This is a genomic window from Corallococcus sp. M7 (assembly GCF_054512695.1).
Genome location: NZ_CM137252.1, coordinates 9,907,362 through 9,924,941 on the forward strand (window position 1 = coordinate 9,907,362; position 17,580 = coordinate 9,924,941).

Consider the following 17,580-nt stretch of genomic DNA (forward strand, 5'->3'; position numbering starts at 1 on the left):
TGTGCGCTGGGGGCTCCGAGCCTCGCGTCCGGGTGTGCCCACCCGCAGGCCCCCTGGACGTCCCCTCATGTCATCCGCCGTATCCCGTACGTCGCCCCGATGGGCGGCGCGACTCGTCATGTTCGCGGTGCTGGTGCTGTCGGCCTTCAGCCCGCCGGCCTCCGCCGCCACCAACACGGAGGCCACGCAGAAGGCCATCCAGTTCCTGAGCGCGGACGTGGCCAACTGGACCACGTCGCAGAACTGCATCGCGTGCCACCGCCAGGGCGCGGCGGTGTTCGGCCTGTCGAGCGCCAAGGCCAATGGCTACAACATGGCGCAGGCCACCCCCAACGGCCGCACCATCCAGGGGAACCTGGACCTGCTGGGCGCGCGCATCAAGACGGACCAGAAGCCCGCGGGCAACTGGCTGCACGAGGGCAGCCTGTACCCCAACGAGAAGACGAGCTGGGCGTCGTTCGGCCTGGCGGGCTTCGACCAGTACGTGTCCACGCAGTACAGCAGCGCGCTGGTGATGGCGGCCAACTGGGCCGTGAGCGTCCAGCAGGCCAGCGGCCGGTGGCCGGAGGACCACATCAACTTCCCGGTGGACCACGGCAGCGTGCCGCTGACGGCGCGCTTCCTGGTGACGCTGTCGCAGGCGAAGCAGCGCGTGGACCCCGCGAAGGCGGCGCAGTACCAGACGGCCATCGACAAGGCGGCCGCGTACCTGCGCGCGAACCTCAACAACAACGACACGTCCGGCACCGGTGACGGCATGCCGTACACGTTCCAGAAGTCGTGGGCCATCGTGGGCCTGAAGGCCGCGGGCGCGGGCCTGAACAACGTGAACGCCAACGCCATCCAGACGCTGGCGAACCAGCTCATCGCGATGCCGGCGGTGAGCGGCAAGGGCTGGGGCAACCTGCCCTCGGACGCGTCCAACGACTTCGCCACGGGCATTGGCGTGTACGCGCTGTGCCTCGCGGGCAAGGAGCCGGCGAGCAACGCGCGCCTGTTCAACGCCATTGAGTGGCTGAAGTCCCGCCAGGCGGCGGACGGCAGCTGGGGTTCGGGCACGGCGTCGCCGGACATCCCCACGACGTTCGCGTCGCTGGGCCTGGCGTGCTTCGGTGACTTCAGCGTGGAGGTGTCCGTGGTGGGCGAGGACACGAAGATGTTCCCCATCTACGACCCGGCCGCGCAGGAGACGACCTACACGTTCAAGGTGAAGAACCACGGCTACCAGGCGGACACGTACACGCTGAGCACCGCGGGCGGCCTGCCGGGCTGGACGGCCACGCTGAGCCGGCCCACGGTGTTCCTGGCCTCCGGCGCGGAGTCCACGGTGACGCTGACGGTGCGCGCTCCGGCGAACCTGCTGCCGTCGCTCCTGTCGGAGGTCACGGTGACGGCGTCCTCCGGTGGCGCGCCGGGCGTGTCCGCTTCGGCTCGCGCGAAGACCTATACGCCGCCGCCTCCGCCCGTGACGGGCGTGGCGACGACGACCGCGATTGTCACTCCGGCGGCGAACGCGAGCGTGACCATTGGCAATTGGACGACCCTGTCCGCGCGGGTGCGCAACGCGTCCAACAACGCCGTGGTGACGGGGCCGCTGAAGGGCGTGGTGACCTTCTTCGTGGCGGGCGTGGCGATTGGCGCGGATGACGACGCGGATGGCGACGGCGTGTTCTCCCTGGATTGGAACATCGCGACGGACAGGTGGTCCGCCACGGGCGCGCAGGACTACCGCGCGGTGTACTCCGGCGTGACGCTCCAGCCGAACAGCCAGAACCTGCTGGGCAGCACGGCGGCGCAGACGTTGAACATCCATGCCTATCCGTACACGCCGCCGGAGGTCATCATGGGCAACCAGCCCGCGTTCCTCCGCGAGACGACGCTGAACGCGTGGGGCTTCGTGAAGCCGGCCACCAACGGCGCGGTCATCACCTACGCGGCGTTCATCGTGAACGGCGGCGCGCCGGTGGTGGTGAACCCCGAGCTGAGCGGCGGTCTGGTCTACGTGCCGGTGGAGCTGGTGGAGGGGCCGAACATCATCCAGCTCACGGGCCGCGACAACCTGGGCGGCATCACGACGAAGCAGATCAACCTGACGGTGGACCGCGTGCCGCCGGTCATCACCCTCCAGTCGCCGGTGCAGGGCCAGGTGGTGGGGAGCCTGGTGGACGTCATCAGCCAGATTGACGAGCAGACGCCGACGCGCGTGGAGACGCAGTGGGTGAACACCACGCTGCTGGAGTTCGGCACCGGCACGGTGACGCACCCGGTGAGCCTGCCGAACTTCGGCGAGCAGGGCATCCTGGTGCGCGCCACGGACTCGGCGAACAACGTGACGGAGGCCGTGGTGCACGTGTTCGTGGACCCGGGCACGCCCACGGTGACGACGGACCCGGCGGACGGGGCCACGTTCGGGCCGCGCGCGAACCACACGCTGCCGTATGTGATTCGCGTGTCGTCCGTGTCCGCGACGACGGTGAAGCTGGGCGCCCAGCAGTTCCAGTTGCCGCGCGGCGGCGGTGAAATCCAGACGTCGGTGACGCTGGCGCCGGGGGTGAACACGCTGACCCTCGACGCGACGAACGAGGCGGGCCGCACGACGCGCGTGACGCGCACGGTGCGCTACGACACGCAGGCGCCCACGGCGACGCTGGTGACGCCGGCGCCGGGCAGCACGGTGGGTGGCGTGGTGACGCTGACGGCGCGGGTGACGGATGCGCTGAGCAGCATCAAGAACGTGGCGTTCACCCGGGACGGGTCGGGCATCCGCGCCGGCACGCTCCAGTCGAACGGCACGTGGACCGCGGCGCTGGACACGCGCGAGCTGCTGGATGGCACGCACACGGTGGACGTGTGGATGACGGACGCGGTGGACAACTTCGTCATCCAGAGCTTCAGCTTCACGGTGAAGAACAACTAGCCCCGTCTGTCATTGACGGCGGTGCCCCTTCGGGGCGGGAGGTCCGCACGGGCCTTCCGCCCCGTTGTCTTTGGAGCGCATGCTGTTGGGCATGCGTGCACACAGGGCCAGCGTGTGGATGGTGTTGTTCGTGCTGCTCACGGGCTGCGCCAGCGGGCCCACGGTGCGGCTGCGCACGGAGCGGGGGACCCGGACGTATGCGCCGGTGACGTGGGACCGGCGCGTGCCGGTGAGCGCGCGCGAGTTCGAGGAGGCGCTGGCGCGGCTGGTGTTGGAGGTGCCGCTGACGGTGAGGTCACCCAGGGTGGTGCGCGCGGTCGCGAAGAAGGGAGCGCAGCTGGACCTGGGGTTTGGGTTCATGCTGCGGGAGGGGTACGGGCGGTGGTGCCGGGCGCATGAGGCTTCGAAAGATTGTCTGTCCTTGTTGGAGGATGGGGCGGGTTTCGGTGAACTGGACCGGCTGACGCTCGCGGTGGGCATGTCGCTGGACCCGTTGCGCGCGAGCATCGGGGCCGCGTTGCAGGACACGCTGAACCCGGAGTTCTTCGTGTCCGTGGTCTCGGGAGCGATTGCGTCCTGGGTGGTGCTGGCCGCGGCACCGGAGCCCGTGTTCACCAAGGCCGCGGCGGTGATTGCAGCTGTGTTCCTGGCGTACGTGGGCGTGCAGTCGTTCCTTGCTGTGGTCCGTGCATGCGGGGCGCTGAAGGATGCGACGGACCGAGCGCGGACGTTCCAGGAGTTGGAGGAAGCGGCGGAAGTCTTCGCGCAAGCACTGGGGCCAGAGGTAGCGCGCGTCTTCGTGCTCGCGGTGACGGTGCTGGTGAGTCACGGCGTGACGATGGGGTTGTCGTCATCGCTCAGCTTGATGCCACGCTTCCCGGATGCGGTGAGAGCGGGCGCGGCGAATGCGGGCTTCAACCCGGCACGCGTGTTGGACGTGAGCGCAGTGGCGGTGGTGGACGGCGTGGTGGAGGTGACGCTCGCGTCCACGGCGGTGGCCATGGCCACGATGGGCCCGCCTCCTCCGAGCAGCTCAGGAGGTCCGGGCAAGTGGGTGCAGGTGAATGAGTCGATGTCCGACCGTGCCCGCGACTATCAAGCCCAGGTGACGGGAGCGCCGAAGGGCTCCGCATACCGGCTCAAGGTAGGCGACGACGAGGTCGACTTCGACGGCTACGACCTGGCCGACGACCTGCTGCTGGAGGCCAAGGGCCCGGGCTACGCGAAGTTCATCCAGGACAACATGTCACTGAAGGAGTTCTTCAAAGGCTTTGGCAAGGTGGTTGCGCAAGCCAGGCGCCAGGTCAGTGTGGCAGGAGGACGGCGCATCCGCTGGATTGTCGCGGAGGAGCGCTTCGCCACATTTCTTCGTAAAGCATTCGAAGCCAATCGATACCCCATCGAAGTGGTCTCCATCCCCCCAATCAAGTGAGGCATGCTGAGACCATGCTCGAGACGCATTTCGCGGGTTGCTACTGGCTGGCCCGACCTGAGCCAGTGGAAGTCTGCGCCAGACGCCTGGAGACCTTCCTCGGCAAGATGGCCCTACTCGAGCCAACCTGGAACCGCTGGCATCAATCCGCGGCGACCTTCGAAAAGGCACGCAAGCGACAGGTCCAGGCAGATACCAAGACGCTCGCGAAGCTCCTGGGACAGAAGAGCAACCGGTTTGGCGGCGCCTCCGATTTCTGGCTCTGGGCTGGAGAAACGGAGGATGAAACTTCGGGTATCAACGGCAACTGCGGCGGCTCTTCGATACACGCGTGCTCCGCCTGCATCCTCCACTCGCTGGGCCAGAGCGAGGTCGCGAAGCGAGTCGTGACCGCGCCAGTCATGACCGGCGTGGTGCGCGCCATGGCGCTCGCGTGGGAACCTGAGTTCGCCCTGGCGGCCTCCGACCAGCACCGGGAGCTCGTCGCAGTCCCCATGGTCGAGAATTACATCGGCTGGGTCACCTACCTCGCCGACTTCCGCGGGTCCGTGCCTCCGCTGCCCTCCTCCGTCCAGGTGGAGCACATCCCGGACCGGGGCACGCTCATCACCCTCACGCAGGAGAAGTTCAGCGTCTCCAACCCCGCCCACGTCGCCCTCGCCGCGGACGTCCAGGCGCGCCTCCAGGCGGCGGGGCTGCTCACCCCGCTGCGCCCCTGGGGCACCTAGCCCTTCAGCGCCCGGCCTTCGCGAACCTGCGCAGCAGCGTCTCGTGCGCCGGGTGGCGGGCCACCAGCGCCTCCGCCTCCGGCAACTCGAAGTCCGCGAACTCGAAGCCCGGCGACACCGTGCAGCCCACCAGCGTGTACGCGCCCAGCGGCTCCGCCGCCTGGAGCACCCCCGCCGGCACCAGCACCTGCGGCTGATGGCCCTGCGTCACGTCCCGCCCCAACACCGGGGACTCCACCCGGCCGTCCTCGTGCACCAGGTGCAACGCCAACGGCTCCCCGTCGTGGAACAGCCACAGCTCGTCCGCGCCCACCACCCGGTGCCACGCGGAGAACTCCCCCCGCTGCAACAGGTAGTAGATGGCCGTCCCCGCGGACCTGCGCCCTCGCAGCGTCTGCACCTGGAACGCCGCCCGGTACGTCTCCCGGTAGTAGCCGCCCTCCGGATGGGGCTTGAGGTCCAGCCTCCTCACCAGCTCTTCAACCATGGTGGACCCAGTCTAACGCCACGCCCCCTCAGGGCTTCTTCTTCTGCTGCTGCATCGCGGACGCCACCAGGTTCATCAGCTTCAGCTGCACCGGCGTCAGCCGCCGCAGGTTGCGCATCAGCCGCCGCATCTCCGGCACGTCCTCCTCCGTCCGCACCCGGGGCTTCTCCTTCGGCGGCGGCGCCGCGAACTCCTCGCCCAGCCCCAGCAGGTCATGCGGCGGGATGTTCAGGACGACGCACAGACGGCGCAGGTTCTGCACGCTCGGCAGCATGTGGCCGCGCTCCAGCCGGCCATACACCTCGGACGCCATGCCGATGCGGTCCGCCACGTCCGCCTGCGTCAGACCCAGCTTCACCCGGACGTTCCGTGCCGCCGAGCCGAGGATTCCCGCCAGTTCCGTGTCCATGCCCTTCTCAGTCCCGGGTGCGTGGGGCCTCCATGGCACCGGGCGCTGGGCTTAACCCTGAAGGTCGTGTCATGTCACCTTACCTCTGGCGTTTTTTCCGACCTTCCACGCCCTCCCGGGACCGTCCCTCTCAGGGGGTGGGCTCGGGCACGGGCGCGCGCCGGCGCTCGGCCGCGGTGAAGAGCAGGGCCATGGGCAGCCCCAGGAACACCGCGTGCCACACAATCTGCAGGAACTGCGGGACGCTCAGGAACCACGGGAAGTAGCCGCGCGCCAGCAGTTGGAAGTCCACCAGCCACACGAAGATGCCGAAGAGCATCCCCACCGCGGCCTGGAACTCCCAGCGCCCCCGCCCGTCCACCGGCAGCATCGCGTCCAGCAGCGCGTACACCACGCCCCAGCCCGCCGCGATGACCAGGTGCACCCCCAGCCCCACCGCGACCGCCATCGCCGTGGACACCTGCGGCGTGAAGGCCGGCGGCCCCAGCACCACCGCCGCGCTCATCCGCACCGGCACCAGCGGCCCCTCTCCCGCCGCCACCGCCAACGCCGTCTGCGCCAGCGCCAGCAACACGCCCGCGGCCAGGCCAAACAACAGCCCGTTCGTCAGCGACCAGGGAGTGGGAGTCCTCCGTGCCATGGTGTGCCTCCTCGGGGGTGCGCGGGCGCCGGAAACGGCCCCGTCCCCTCAAGGCTGCGCACCGCACGCGGAAGGGGGCAGCCACCTCGCCCCCCGGGCCGCCCCAGCCCCACCCGGACGGACGGCCAGGGGCCCCTTCACCCCGCTGCCGGGCCTGCCATACGGCCAGTCATTTCTTCCCCTACGATTTCGGGCCAGTCCGTAAGTTCTTCAGACGTCATCGCTGACCCACCGCGAAAGTGCCTGGAATTCCCGGCAGCGGAGGATGGGCACGCGGTTCGCAAGGCCGGAGGAGCGTCGAGGAACCCAACCCGTGTCCCAGTCTTCCGCAAGAAACCGCCTGGTCCTGCCGTACCGCGTCCACTACGCGCCGCCCGCGTGGCGGGAAGTGGGTCGGATGTCCTCCGAGGCCTTCGAGGCCCTGCAACAGACCCTGGCGCGGTTGGCGGAGCGGTCGAAGTCACACGACTCGGTGGCGGGCCCCGCGCGGCACCGCGTGGAGGGGCATGACCTGGAGCTCGTCTACGAGAAGGACCCTCGCGCCAGCACGCTCACGCTGCTCGCGGTGACGCGGCTGGGCTGACACACGAAGGGGCCCGCCTGCCACGGGGCCCCCGGGTTCACGCGCTCCGGCCGGACAGCCGGCCCACGGTGGCCAGCAGCTCGTCCGGGACGATGGGCTTCTTCAAGAGGCCGCCCGTGTCCGGCAGCGCCTCCGCCCCCACGCCTGACAGCAGCAGCACCGGCACGGCCTTCAGCCGCGGCCAGTCCGCGCGCAGGTGGCGCAGGAACTCCGGGCCGTCCATCACCGGCATCCTCAGGTCCAGCAGGATGAGGCTCGGCGGAGGCAGGTGCTGGAGCTCGTCCAGGGCCTCGCGGCCATTGGCGGCGACGGCCACCTCGTAGCCGTCGGCTTCCAGGATTTCGGCGATGGCGGCGCGAGCATCCTCGTCGTCCTCCACCACCAGCACGGGCTTGTGCGGCACGGGCTGAACCATGTCCCTCAGCATAGAGACCCCCTCCCCCACACGGGCACGCCTTCCCGGAATACCCAGACAACTGGTGGACAGATGACCGCCTTGGAGGATGACCCCCTTGGGGCCGGGTCGGCCACTCTGGGAGGTTCGGGAGTCATGCTGACGCTGCCCGTCTACCTGGAGCTGGGCGCGGTGGGGCTGGGGGCCCTGTCGGGGGCGCTGCACGCGCTGCGGCGGGAGCTGGACGCCATGGCGGTGCTGGCCCTGTCCATCTGCACCAGCGTGGGGGGCGGGATGCTGCGCGACGTGCTGCTCGGGCAGACGCCCGCGGCGCTGCGCTCGTCGCGCTACCTGCTGGCGGTGGGCGCGTGCGCGGTGCTGGCCGTCCTCTGCGGGCCGTGGCTGTCCCGGCTGCACCGGGCGCTGGACGTGGTGGACGCGCTGCTGTTGGGCATGTGGGTGGTGCTGGGGCTGGAGAAGGCGCTCACGTTCCAGCTGCCCCTGCCGTCCGCGGTGTTCCTGGGGCTCGTCACCTCCGTGGGCGGAGGCGTCATCCGGGACGTGCTCCTGGGCGAGCGCACCGCGCTGGTCTCCCCCGGCGAGCTGTACGCCACCGTCGCGCTGCTGTGCGGCCTCTTCTACGTCGCGCTCGCGGTGGGGCTGGAGTTGCCCGCGCCCCTGGCCGAGGCCGCCGCCATCGCCGGGGCCAGCCTGCTGCGCCTCACCGCCATGTGGCGCCGGTGGCGGCTGCCGCCCCGGTTCGACCTGCTCCACCTGCTGGACCGGCTCCAGTCGCGCCGCCAGCGCGGCCCGCCCTGAGGTTCGAGCGGCGCTCCGGGGAGTATCTTTTGGACAGAAACGAACTCTTCGGTCCAGAATTCCCCGACAGGGTTCTCTTCCTTGGCTAGGACTCCGTGTCACCGCGGAGGGGAAGCGGGCTCGCAAACGTGTGCTCCCTCACGGGTCTGTCCCACCAGGGGGGCCCGGGGGGTTAGCGGGGCCTGGAGCCCCTTCCTACCTTGGGCCGACCATGTCGCTGAGGAGCCAGGAACAGGGGAGCGCTCGAGTCCCCCAGCAGGCCATGCCGTGGAAGGTCCGGGCCTGGCGGGAGCTGGAGGCGGGGCGGGAGCGCATCCAGTCGATGCTCGCGCCGCTGCCGGAGGCGGAGTTGATGCGGCAGCACTCGCCGCTCATGTCCCCGCTCGTGTGGGACGTGGCCCACGTGGCGAACTACGAGGAGCAGTGGCTCCTGCGCGCGCTGGGGGCTCCGGCCTTCACCGACCCCGCGTTCGACGCCATCTACGACGCCTTCCGCCACCCGCGAAACACGCGGTCCACGCTGCCGCTGCTGGAGCCGGAGGCCGCCTGGGCCTACGCCACCCGCGTGCGCGAGGCGGTGGGCGCGCACCTGGAGACGCTGAGCGAGGACAGCGCGGATCCGTTGATCCACGGCGGCTTCGTCTTCGGCATGGTGGCGCAGCACGCGCAGCAGCACGCGGAGACGCTGGCGGCCACGCTGCAACTGATGACGCATGTGGAGTACCACCCGGTGGAGGCGCTGCGCCCCCAGCCCGGCGCGGTGCCGCAGCACGAGGTCTTCATCCCCGGCGGCCCGGTGCGCCTGGGCAGCGACGACCCGTGGGCCTACGACAACGAGCGCCCCCGGCACGTCGTGGAGCTCAAGCCCTTCCTCCTGGACGCGCACCCGGTCACCACGGGGGACTTCCTCGTGTTCGTGGAGTCCGGCGGCTACGAGGATCCGCGCTGGTGGGACCCCAAGGGCTTCGCGTGGATCCAGGCGGAGCACATCCGTCACCCGCTCTTCTGGAGTCCGCAGGGCAACCACGTCTGGCTGCGCCGCCGCTTCGGCACGGTGGAGCGTCTGCCCAAGGACGAGCCCGTGCAGCACGTGTCCTGGTACGAGGCGGACGCGTACGCGCGCTGGGCCGGCAAGCGCCTGCCCACCGAGGCCGAGTGGGAGAAGGCCGCGCAGGGCAGTGACGGCATCCCGCGCGCGCACCCCTGGGGCGACGCCTCGCCCACGGACGCGCACGCCAACCTGGGCGGGACGCGCTGGGGGCCGTCGCCCGTGGGCAGCCATCCGCTGGGCGGCAGCGCGGACGGTGTCTGGGGATTGCTCGGCGACGTCTGGGAATGGACCGCCAGCGACTTCCAACCGTACGCGGGCTTCCGGGCCTTTCCGTATCGCGAGTACTCGGAGGTCTTCTTCGGAGACACCTCCAAGGTGCTGCGCGGCGGAGCCTGGGCGAGCGCGCCGGTGGCGGTGCGCAACAGCTTCCGCAACTGGGACTTCCCCATCCGCCGGCAGATCTTCGCCGGCTTCCGCTGTGCACGCGACGTGAGGTGAGGGTCACATGAGGATGAGGTCGGAGCAGAGCGAGGCACGCATCGCGGAGGACTACGCGTCGCCGGGCGTGAAGGTGGACGTGCACGTGCAACCCGGTGACGCACGGCACTCGCTGCGCGCGGAGGTGCTGGAGGGGCTCTGCCACGGGCCCCACAAGGAGCTGAGCCCCAAGTGGCTCTACGACGAGCGCGGCAGCCAGCTCTTCGACGACATCACCCGTCTGCCGGAGTACTACCCCACGCGCCGTGAGCGCGAAATTCTGCGCGCCCACGCGGATGACGTGGCCCGGCTGAGCGGCGCGGACACGCTGGTGGAATTGGGCAGCGGCACCAGCGAGAAGACGCGCCTGCTCCTGGACGCGATGGACGCGGCCGGACAGCTCAAGCGCTTCGTGCCCTTCGACGTGAGCGAGGCCTTCCTGCGCAAGGCCGCGGAGGACCTGGCGCGCGAGTACCCGCGCATCGCCGTGCACGCGGTGGTGGGCGACTTCGAGCAGCACCTGGGCCGCATCCCGGGCGGCGGCCGGCGGCTCATCGCCTTCCTGGGCGGCACCATCGGCAACCTGAAGCCCGCGCAGCGCGCGCTGTTCCTGCGCGAGCTGGCGTCGGGGCTGAAGCCCGGGGACGGGCTCTTGCTGGGCACGGACCTGATCAAGGACCGCGAGCGCCTCTTCGCCGCCTACAACGACAGCGCGGGCGTGACGGCGGACTTCAACCGCAACGTGCTGCGCGTGCTCAACCGCGAGCTGAACGCGGACTTCGATCCGGAGGCCTTCGAGCACCTGGCCCCGTTCGATGAGACGAACAAGTGGATCGAGATGCGCCTCATCTCACGCAAGGCCCAGTCCGTGTGGCTGAAGGACCTGGAGCGGCGCGTGGAGTTCGCGGAAGGCGAATGTCTGCGCACGGAGGTGAGCTGCAAGTTCTGTCGCGAGCAGGTGCAGGCGGAGCTCAGCGACGCGGGCCTCGACCTGGCCGCGTGGTGGACGGACGCTGACGGAGACTTCGCGCTGTCGCTGGCGATGAAGCGGTAGGGCTCAGGGCCGCCCGGCGCTGCGCTTCAGCGGCGCCGGGACAGGGCCCGAAATCCAGACGGTGATGACGACGGTGCGGCCTAGCGGCGGCGCGGGGGATCGCGGCGCACGGGCACCGGCACCGGAGCCGGCTGCTGCTGCGGGCGCGTCCACGCGGCCCAGAGCGCGGCCGCCGCGGTGATGACGAGTCCCCCCGCCGCTGCTAGCTGCTCACCCAGGGGCCCGATCTCCACGGCGGCCAGGGGGAGGGGAAGCATCTCGGTGAGCGTCATGCGCGGACTCCTTACGAGGGGCACAGCGTGAAGACCCGGGACGGGCGGGCGCTCGACACAGGTCGGGAAGCTAAGGTTAGGAAGTCGGAAGGCTTTCGGGAAGTCCCGGGGACTCCGGCTGACAGCACGTGGACGGAATTGCACCCCGGGCCGGCCCCGAAGTCCATCCCCTGTGAGTCGCAGCCGCTCGAAACCTCACGCTCATCACGTAATGAGGACACCCGGGCCGCGCAGGACGTTCCCGGGTTCTCCTCCGCCGTCGCTTATCGGCCTTCCGGGTGGCGCTTCTTCCACTCCACCTTCATGCAGTGGTCCTGCACCACGCGGATGCCCGCGCGCGCCAGCCGCTCGGCCGCGGCGTCATTGCGGATGCCCAACTGGAACCACACCGCGTGCGGTTTCTTCTCCAGCATCGCGTCCACGTGCGCATCGATGTCGTCCGGCCGCAGGAACACCTGCACCACGTCCACCTCTCCGGGCAGGTCCTTCAGCGAGATGGAGATGGGGGTGCCCAGGATGCTCCCCTGCTCGCCGTGCGTGGGCACGGGCAGGATGACGAAGCCGTGGTCCTGGAGGAACTTCGGGATGGCGTGCGCGGGCTTGTCCGCCTGTGCTTCCGGGCGGATGCCCAGCACGGCGATGCGCTTCGTGCGCGCGAGCAGCTCGCCAATGCCTTCCGCGTCTTCGATGAGGTTCTTGCGCCAGTCGTCCATGAGGCCTCCGCGCTCCTTCATAAGGAGGCCGCAGCCCTCGCGCAGGGACTGTCAGCGGGGCGCGGCCTGGACCTGGATGGTACGGCAGGCCTCGGTGGCCAGGCGGACTTCCTCGGTGGTGGCGCCGGGGAGGCTGGCGCAGAGGAACAGGTCCTCCCCCACGCGCCGGGCGCCGAAGAACGCGGGCGCCTCCGGTCCCACGCCGCCGTCCGCCAGGGACGGGGCCATGGTCACGCGCAGGAGGGCGAAGGACGGAGTGTCCTCCTCCTGGTCCAGCGACAGCGTGAACTGCTTCATCTGCTGACGGACGTTGTCCGCCAGCGTCTCCGAGGAGGGCATCTGCTCGCCCTGCCCCGGCTTCAAATCCACGCGCAGCGCCGGGCGGCCGGGAGGGCCGCCTGGAAGCTGCCGTCGGTGGCCACCTGCGCGGACCAGCCCGGCGGCAGCGGCACCTTCACGCCCGAGCGCAGCCCCGCGTCCTCCCCGGAGACCTCGTCGACCGGCGTCTTCTTCTGGCAGCCCTCGCAGCCGCCGAAGAGAACTCCGAGCGAGACGAGCCCGAGGCCCAGGAGCCTCGGGGTCCTCCGCGCGTGGGACGCGAGCACGCGCACCGTTACTTCTTCTCTCCGGGCGGCGGCGGGTTTCCACCGCCCTTGCCCAGGTTCTCCATCTTGAGGGAGCCCTCGAAGATGACGCCGCGGTCCATGGAGAGCGACGGCGTCTCCAGGTTGCCCTTCACGCGGCCCGGCTGCTTCAGCTCGATGAGCTGCGTGGCGCGCACGTTGCCTTCCACGGTGCCGTTGATGATGACGGTGCCGGCCTGGATCTCCGCCTGCACGCGGGCGCCGTCGCCAATGACGAGCACGTCCTTGGTGACAATCTGCCCGTTGAACTTGCCGTCGATTCGAACCTGACCTTCGAAGGTGAGCTTCCCCTCGAACTCGCTTCCCTTGCCCAGAAGCGTGTGAACCTCACCCGGACGCGTCGACACGAAATCCTCCTCCCGTTTGAACAGGGGCTTGCTGGGTGCTTCGTCTTTCTTCCCGCCAAGGAGCGCCACGCCCTACTCCTTCCTCAGAAGCTTCAACAGCCTGTCGAGGTCATCGTAGGAGAAGAAGTCGACTTCCAGGGTGCCTTTTCCCGGGCTTTTCTCCGACAGACGGACCTTTGTTCCCAACCGACGCTGCAGCTCCTCGGTGAGGGCCTTCACCTGCGGGCTCACCTTGGGCGCCGGCTTCCCTGCGTCCTTGCCACCCTTCGCGGACTTGCCCTGCTGGACCAGCCGCTCCGTGTCGCGCACGGACAGCTTCTTCTCCGTCACCTGCTTCGCCAGGTTCTGGAGCTCCGGCAGCCGGGGCACGCCGAGCAGCGCGCGAGCGTGGCCCATGGACAGCGACCCGTCCGCCACCATGGCCTTCACGTCCGGGGGCAGGGCCAGCAGGCGCAGCGCGTTCGCGACGGTGGAGCGCTCCTTGCCGACCTTCTGCGCCACCTGCTCCTGCGTGAGCTTGAACTCCTCCACCAGGCGCCGGTAGCCGTCCGCCTCTTCAATGGGGTTGAGGTCCGCCCGCTGGAGGTTCTCCACCAGGGCGAGTTCGAAGGACTCGGCCTCCGTGACCTCGCGCACGATGGCGGGGATCTCCTTCAGGCCCGCGGCCTGGGAGGCGCGCCAGCGGCGCTCGCCCGCGATGATGAGGTAGCCGTCGCCGCCCTTGTTCGGGTTCTTCCGGACGAGGATGGGCTGGAGCAGGCCCTGCGCCTTGATGGAGTCGGTGAGCTCGGTGAGCTTCGTCTCGTCGAAGTGGCGGCGGGGCTGGAGCGGGTCGCGGTGGATGGACTCGATGGCCAGCTTGAGCACGCCGGGCTTCGGCGGCGGCGCGGCGGGCGCCGGAGCGGCGGGGGCGGCCTGGGGGATGAGGGCGGACAGGCCCCGGCCCAGGGCGCGCTTCTGGGTGTCTGCGTTCTTCTGCACGGCGGTTGGGAACTCCCCGCGCCGGCCTGGGACCGGCGCGCATGGGCCTTGGGTGCTTCACGGCGAACCGGGCACCCGGTCCCACCATTCACATCTCTCTATTAAGGAGGCGACCGGTCAGGCGACCCGGCGCTTGGACGGCTTGGGGGAGTCCCGGCGCATCAGCTCGCGGCCCAGGGCCAGGTAGCTCTCGCAGCCCTTGGACTTGATGTCATAGAGGATGATCGGCTTGCCGAAGGACGGGCACTCGGACAGGCGCACGTTGCGCGGCACGACGGCCTGGAAGACCTGGTCCTTGAAGTAGCCGCGCACCTCATCCACGACCTGGTGGGCGATGTTGGCGCGCGCGTCGAACATGGTCAGGAGGATGCCCTCCATCTTCAGCGAGGGGTTGAGCCCCTGCTTGACCAGGTCGATGGTGTGCGTGAGCTGCGACAGACCCTCGAGCGCGTAGTACTCGCACTGGAGCGGGATGAGGACGGAGTCCGCGGTCACCAGCGCGTTGAGCGTGAGCAGGCCGAGCGAGGGCGGGCAGTCGATGATGATGTAGTCGTACTTGTCCTTGAGCGGCAGCAGGGCTTCGCGCAGGCGGAACTCGCGGCGCTCCTGGTTGACGAGCTCGACCTCCGCGCCGGTGAGGTCGGGCGTGGCGGGGATGACCTGGAGGAAGCGCAGCTCGGTGGGGTGGACCAGCTCCGAAGCGGGCCGGCCTCCGAGGAGTGCGTCGTAGACGGTGCCGGTGAGGTTCTCGCGCTTGATGCCCAGGCCGCTGCCGGCGTTGCCCTGGGGGTCCATGTCCACCAGCAGGGTGCGGCGCTCCGCGGAGGCGAGGCTCGCGGCGAGGTTGATGGCGGTGGTGGTCTTTCCCACGCCGCCCTTCTGGTTGGAGATGCAGATGATACGACCCACGTGGCCCATCCTCTCTCGCCCCGGCTGACGCCAGAGCCCCGCCCGCGTTTCGCGCGGACGTGCGCGCGAATCGGGGCCTGATCAGGCAGCTAGCACGGGGTTCGAGGATGGATCAATTTCCCATCCAAGGTGGGACTTGGGCCCTGCCCGGCCCCTCGCTCGGGGGCCCGTGGGCGGTGGAAATTCGCGCGGATGAGGGTGGCTGCGCGTGCCTGCTCGGCTGCTTTCGGGGTGGCGATTCCGTGCGGGGCGGAAGGGTGTTGGGTTTTTCAGGAGGTCCCGCGCGGCGAGTTCGTGGTGACGGCTTCACGCGGTTCGTGAGTTCGCCGTTTCACGTAGAACCGGTCGGGCTTCGTAAGTTCGTGCGGCGGGTGGATTCGCGCGAGCCGGTCCGGCGACTTCGGTCCGTGGGGACGCAGCTCAAGCGCGCCGTCCGGCACGGCGCCCATCATCGGTCCGGCGTTCGCGCGGTTCGTGGATGCACGGGTCCAGCCACGACCACCGGCGGCTCCACGTGGAACCCGCGCCATGCCGCCGCGAACCGCGCCAACCGGAGCCGCCCACGCCAGGCGTTCCCGTGACCGCCTCTACCAACGCGAGCAACGCGGACGGGTCACCTTCCACGAACCACGCTTGAGGCGTGGAGGCATCGGGTAAGCCGCTCCCATGAGCGACCGTCCCCTGATGCGCACCGCGGGTTGGAAGGACGGTCGGGCCATGCTCCGCACGAACCCACTCAACGCGGACGGCGCTTCGAAGCTGAGCCGGTCACTTGAACAACCGCCCGCGGGTGCGACCACTGCGACATGGAAAGACGGTCCGCCACTTCTCGCGCCTCCCCATCCAATGAGGGGCGGGACATCGAAGGCGAGTCACGCGGCATGAACGGATGCGAGCACCGCCACGCGGCCTCACGGTCTGACCTTCCGGAATCGAGGCAGTCGGAGGTCGTCCATCCAGCCAGCCGTTCTACATGGAGCACGTAGGAGGCCGAACCCCCGCCATGTGGAGAGCCGGACCAGCGCGCTTCGCGGACCACGCCAACTGAAGTCGCACGCCCGCAGGCTCCACGTGGAACGCGCATGAGCACGCGGACCTCGCCACGCGGAGGAACGGTCCACGCGTTTCTTGGACCGCGCCAAGCCAAGCCCCCGCACCCGTGCCCCCAGGTTCCACGTGGAACCCGCCGGAGGTCGAGCGCCGCCATGCGGAAGAACGGTCCGGTGCGTTTCAGGGACCACGCCAACGCAAGGCCGCCATCCGTGCCGCTCGTTCCACATGGAGCACGCGAACGCACGACCTCACGATGCGCAACAACGGCCCAGCGCACTTCGCGGACCACGCCAACTCAAGGCCGCGCATCCGTGCCGCTCGTTCCACGTGGAACACGCGAACGCACGAACTCACGATGCGCAACAACGGCCCAGCGTGCTTCGCGGACCGTGCCGACCAACGACCTTGCCTTCGCGCCGCGCGTTCCACACGCGTGAGCTCGCGAACCTCGCCACGAAGAGAAACGGTTCGACGCGCTTCGCGGGCCGTGCCGACCAACGGCCTCGCCTTCGTGCGCGCGTTCCACGTGGAACACGCATGAGCACGCGAACCTCACCACGAAGAGGAACGGCCGACGCGCTTCGCGGAACACGCGTGAGTTCACGAACCTCGGCATGAGGAAGAACGGTTCGACGCGTGCCGTGAACCGCGCCAACTCAAGGCCGCACGCACGCGCTGACAGGTTCCACGTGGAACACGCGCACGCGGCGGCGAGTACACGGTTCCCACAACCAGGTTCCCGACCCAGCACCGCTTCAGATGAACCGCGCCACACCGTTTCGAACAGGCGGCGCGAAGGACGAGGACGGTGCCAGGCCATGGCCGAACACCGGCGTTCCACGTGGAACACGCGGATGCGGTCGCGAGCACATGAGCGAAGGAAGGCTCGGCATTCACCGTGGCCACGGGCGCCTTCAACGCGACAGGTTCACGCAGCCGTTCCACGTGGAACACGTCCACGCCATCTCAAGCGCGTGCAGCGAGCACCTGCGCAGCAACAACGGGCAGGCGAGGCACGGTCCAGAAGCCGCGGGGACCTGCCCTGTCCAGCCAGTGGATCCACCAGCACGTTCCACGTGGAACACGCTCAAGCCGTTCCAACCACCGCGCATCGAGGAGCCTTCAGCGCTTCATGCGAACCCAGGTGGCTGAAGGCACGGTCACCACCATGAGGTTCCACGTGGAACACGCGCAGGTGAAAGCACGGTCCCGCGCCGTTCATGAAGACAGCGCCTCAAGGCAGTGGCTCCACCACGTTCCACGTGGAACACGCCCTCACCTTTCCCAAGCGCTGAACCCACCGGTGCTCGTTGAGAACTGGAGCCCGCTTCAAGCCCTGCATTCATGCCGGGACGTTCCACGTGGAACACGTCATGGGAGCCGCGAAATGGAAGTGCCTGAACCACTTCCGGCACGCGTTCTTCGAACCGAGGTTGGGGAAGGAGCAACCAGCCTGGGGCTCCCTTCCATCCACTTCGCTTCGCCTCCGCCAACCATGAACCACGGCATGGATGCGTGTTCGGATCCGCGACCCAACGACCCGCGAACCGTTGTGACGCGGGTCTGATGAAGAGCCGTTCATGCGGCCCCTTCTTCAGCGCCCAGCAGCACATCCAACGCGCTGCCCTTCACGCTCACGGCCGCAGTCCAAGCAACCAGCGGAGCCCCTT

General features: G+C 69.3%; 18 protein-coding genes. 7 read left to right on the forward strand and 11 right to left on the reverse strand.

Going from position 1 to position 17,580, the window contains the following annotated elements; translation table 11 throughout:
• The first annotated feature begins 67 nt into the window (after positions 1-67).
• The 3 genes from ACX114_RS40050 (at position 68) to ACX114_RS40060 (ending at position 5,077) form a co-directional block, all read left to right on the forward strand.
• Positions 68-2,917, forward strand: coding sequence for an Ig-like domain-containing protein (locus ACX114_RS40050; RefSeq protein ID WP_459293356.1), 2,850 nt, complete (start codon positions 68-70; stop codon positions 2,915-2,917).
• 91 nt (positions 2,918-3,008) lie between these two features.
• The gene (locus ACX114_RS40055) at positions 3,009-4,349 is read left to right on the forward strand and encodes a restriction endonuclease fold toxin 5 domain-containing protein (RefSeq protein WP_459293358.1); all 1,341 of its coding nucleotides are present in this window, start codon (positions 3,009-3,011) and stop codon (positions 4,347-4,349) included.
• Between the two features lie 14 nt (positions 4,350-4,363).
• A complete protein-coding gene (locus ACX114_RS40060) occupies positions 4,364-5,077 on the forward strand; it encodes an immunity 52 family protein (RefSeq protein WP_459293360.1) in 714 nt (237 codons plus the stop codon).
• A 4-nt stretch (positions 5,078-5,081) separates the two neighbouring features.
• Here ACX114_RS40060 and ACX114_RS40065 read toward each other — a convergent pair whose 3' ends face one another.
• The 3 genes from ACX114_RS40065 to ACX114_RS40075 all read right to left on the reverse strand — a co-directional run bounded on the left by ACX114_RS40065 (position 5,082) and on the right by ACX114_RS40075 (position 6,613).
• Positions 5,082-5,564 (reverse strand): cupin domain-containing protein, encoded by a 483-nt coding sequence (locus ACX114_RS40065; protein ID WP_459293362.1) that lies wholly within the window; start codon positions 5,562-5,564, stop codon positions 5,082-5,084.
• A gap of 28 nt (positions 5,565-5,592) precedes the next feature.
• Positions 5,593-5,973 carry a helix-turn-helix domain-containing protein gene (locus ACX114_RS40070; protein ID WP_120564778.1) on the reverse strand — a complete coding sequence of 127 codons (381 nt, stop codon included), beginning with the start codon at positions 5,971-5,973 and terminating at the stop codon, positions 5,593-5,595.
• 130 nt (positions 5,974-6,103) lie between these two features.
• Positions 6,104-6,613 (reverse strand): hypothetical protein, encoded by a 510-nt coding sequence (locus ACX114_RS40075; RefSeq protein WP_459293364.1) that lies wholly within the window; start codon positions 6,611-6,613, stop codon positions 6,104-6,106.
• Positions 6,614-6,926: 313 nt separating this feature from the next.
• Here ACX114_RS40075 and ACX114_RS40080 point away from each other — a divergent pair, with 313 nt between their 5' ends.
• Positions 6,927-7,196: a hypothetical protein gene (locus tag ACX114_RS40080; protein WP_147447378.1), complete on the forward strand. Its 270-nt coding sequence runs from the start codon at positions 6,927-6,929 to the stop codon at positions 7,194-7,196.
• Between the two features lie 37 nt (positions 7,197-7,233).
• On the opposite strand, the gene ACX114_RS40085 is transcribed toward ACX114_RS40080, so the two are convergent.
• Positions 7,234-7,611, reverse strand: coding sequence for a response regulator (locus ACX114_RS40085; protein ID WP_459293366.1), 378 nt, complete (start codon positions 7,609-7,611; stop codon positions 7,234-7,236).
• Between the two features lie 135 nt (positions 7,612-7,746).
• Here ACX114_RS40085 and ACX114_RS40090 point away from each other — a divergent pair, with 135 nt between their 5' ends.
• From ACX114_RS40090 to egtD, 3 genes are all read left to right on the forward strand, one after another.
• Positions 7,747-8,409: a trimeric intracellular cation channel family protein gene (locus ACX114_RS40090; protein WP_459293368.1), complete on the forward strand. Its 663-nt coding sequence runs from the start codon at positions 7,747-7,749 to the stop codon at positions 8,407-8,409.
• 262 nt (positions 8,410-8,671) lie between these two features.
• Positions 8,672-9,958, forward strand: coding sequence for an ergothioneine biosynthesis protein EgtB (egtB, locus tag ACX114_RS40095; RefSeq protein WP_459293370.1), 1,287 nt, complete (start codon positions 8,672-8,674; stop codon positions 9,956-9,958).
• Positions 9,959-9,965: 7 nt separating this feature from the next.
• On the forward strand, positions 9,966-10,991 hold the full coding sequence (gene egtD, locus ACX114_RS40100) for an L-histidine N(alpha)-methyltransferase (protein ID WP_459293372.1): 1,026 nt from the start codon (positions 9,966-9,968) through the stop codon (positions 10,989-10,991).
• An 80-nt stretch (positions 10,992-11,071) separates the two neighbouring features.
• On the opposite strand, the gene ACX114_RS40105 is transcribed toward egtD, so the two are convergent.
• From ACX114_RS40105 to ACX114_RS40135, 7 genes are all read right to left on the reverse strand, one after another.
• Positions 11,072-11,263 (reverse strand): hypothetical protein, encoded by a 192-nt coding sequence (locus tag ACX114_RS40105; protein WP_014400841.1) that lies wholly within the window; start codon positions 11,261-11,263, stop codon positions 11,072-11,074.
• Between the two features lie 263 nt (positions 11,264-11,526).
• Positions 11,527-11,976, reverse strand: a complete 450-nt coding sequence (locus tag ACX114_RS40110; RefSeq protein WP_459293374.1) for a CoA-binding protein — start codon at positions 11,974-11,976, stop codon at positions 11,527-11,529.
• 51 nt (positions 11,977-12,027) lie between these two features.
• On the reverse strand, positions 12,028-12,345 hold the full coding sequence (locus tag ACX114_RS40115) for a hypothetical protein (protein ID WP_459293376.1): 318 nt from the start codon (positions 12,343-12,345) through the stop codon (positions 12,028-12,030).
• On the reverse strand, positions 12,336-12,581 hold the full coding sequence (locus tag ACX114_RS40120) for a hypothetical protein (protein WP_459293378.1): 246 nt from the start codon (positions 12,579-12,581) through the stop codon (positions 12,336-12,338). Before ACX114_RS40120 ends, ACX114_RS40115 begins: the two co-directional genes overlap by 10 nt.
• Before the next feature lie 8 nt (positions 12,582-12,589).
• Positions 12,590-13,036, reverse strand: a complete 447-nt coding sequence (bacM, locus tag ACX114_RS40125; protein WP_223744348.1) for a bactofilin BacM — start codon at positions 13,034-13,036, stop codon at positions 12,590-12,592.
• A gap of 3 nt (positions 13,037-13,039) precedes the next feature.
• Positions 13,040-13,948, reverse strand: coding sequence for a ParB/RepB/Spo0J family partition protein (locus ACX114_RS40130; RefSeq protein ID WP_459293380.1), 909 nt, complete (start codon positions 13,946-13,948; stop codon positions 13,040-13,042).
• A gap of 117 nt (positions 13,949-14,065) precedes the next feature.
• Positions 14,066-14,857, reverse strand: coding sequence for a ParA family protein (locus ACX114_RS40135; protein ID WP_459293382.1), 792 nt, complete (start codon positions 14,855-14,857; stop codon positions 14,066-14,068).
• Positions 14,858-17,580 lie beyond the last annotated feature (2,723 nt).

Excerpts from the sequence above, each read along its gene's own strand:
- ACX114_RS40075 (WP_459293364.1), bottom strand. The coding sequence starts at position 6,613 with ATGGCACGGAGGACTCCCACTCCCTGGTCGCTGACGAACGGGCTGTTG.
- ACX114_RS40085 (WP_459293366.1), bottom strand. The coding sequence starts at position 7,611 with ATGGTTCAGCCCGTGCCGCACAAGCCCGTGCTGGTGGTGGAGGACGAC.
- ACX114_RS40050 (WP_459293356.1), top strand. The coding sequence starts at position 68 with ATGTCATCCGCCGTATCCCGTACGTCGCCCCGATGGGCGGCGCGACTC.
- ACX114_RS40070 (WP_120564778.1), bottom strand. The coding sequence starts at position 5,973 with ATGGACACGGAACTGGCGGGAATCCTCGGCTCGGCGGCACGGAACGTC.
- egtD (WP_459293372.1), top strand. The coding sequence starts at position 9,966 with ATGAGGATGAGGTCGGAGCAGAGCGAGGCACGCATCGCGGAGGACTAC.
- ACX114_RS40090 (WP_459293368.1), top strand. The coding sequence starts at position 7,747 with ATGCTGACGCTGCCCGTCTACCTGGAGCTGGGCGCGGTGGGGCTGGGG.
- ACX114_RS40065 (WP_459293362.1), bottom strand. The coding sequence starts at position 5,564 with ATGGTTGAAGAGCTGGTGAGGAGGCTGGACCTCAAGCCCCATCCGGAG.
- ACX114_RS40055 (WP_459293358.1), top strand. The coding sequence starts at position 3,009 with ATGCGTGCACACAGGGCCAGCGTGTGGATGGTGTTGTTCGTGCTGCTC.
- ACX114_RS40060 (WP_459293360.1), top strand. The coding sequence starts at position 4,364 with ATGCTCGAGACGCATTTCGCGGGTTGCTACTGGCTGGCCCGACCTGAG.
- egtB (WP_459293370.1), top strand. The coding sequence starts at position 8,672 with ATGCCGTGGAAGGTCCGGGCCTGGCGGGAGCTGGAGGCGGGGCGGGAG.
- ACX114_RS40105 (WP_014400841.1), bottom strand. The coding sequence starts at position 11,263 with ATGACGCTCACCGAGATGCTTCCCCTCCCCCTGGCCGCCGTGGAGATC.
- ACX114_RS40110 (WP_459293374.1), bottom strand. The coding sequence starts at position 11,976 with ATGGACGACTGGCGCAAGAACCTCATCGAAGACGCGGAAGGCATTGGC.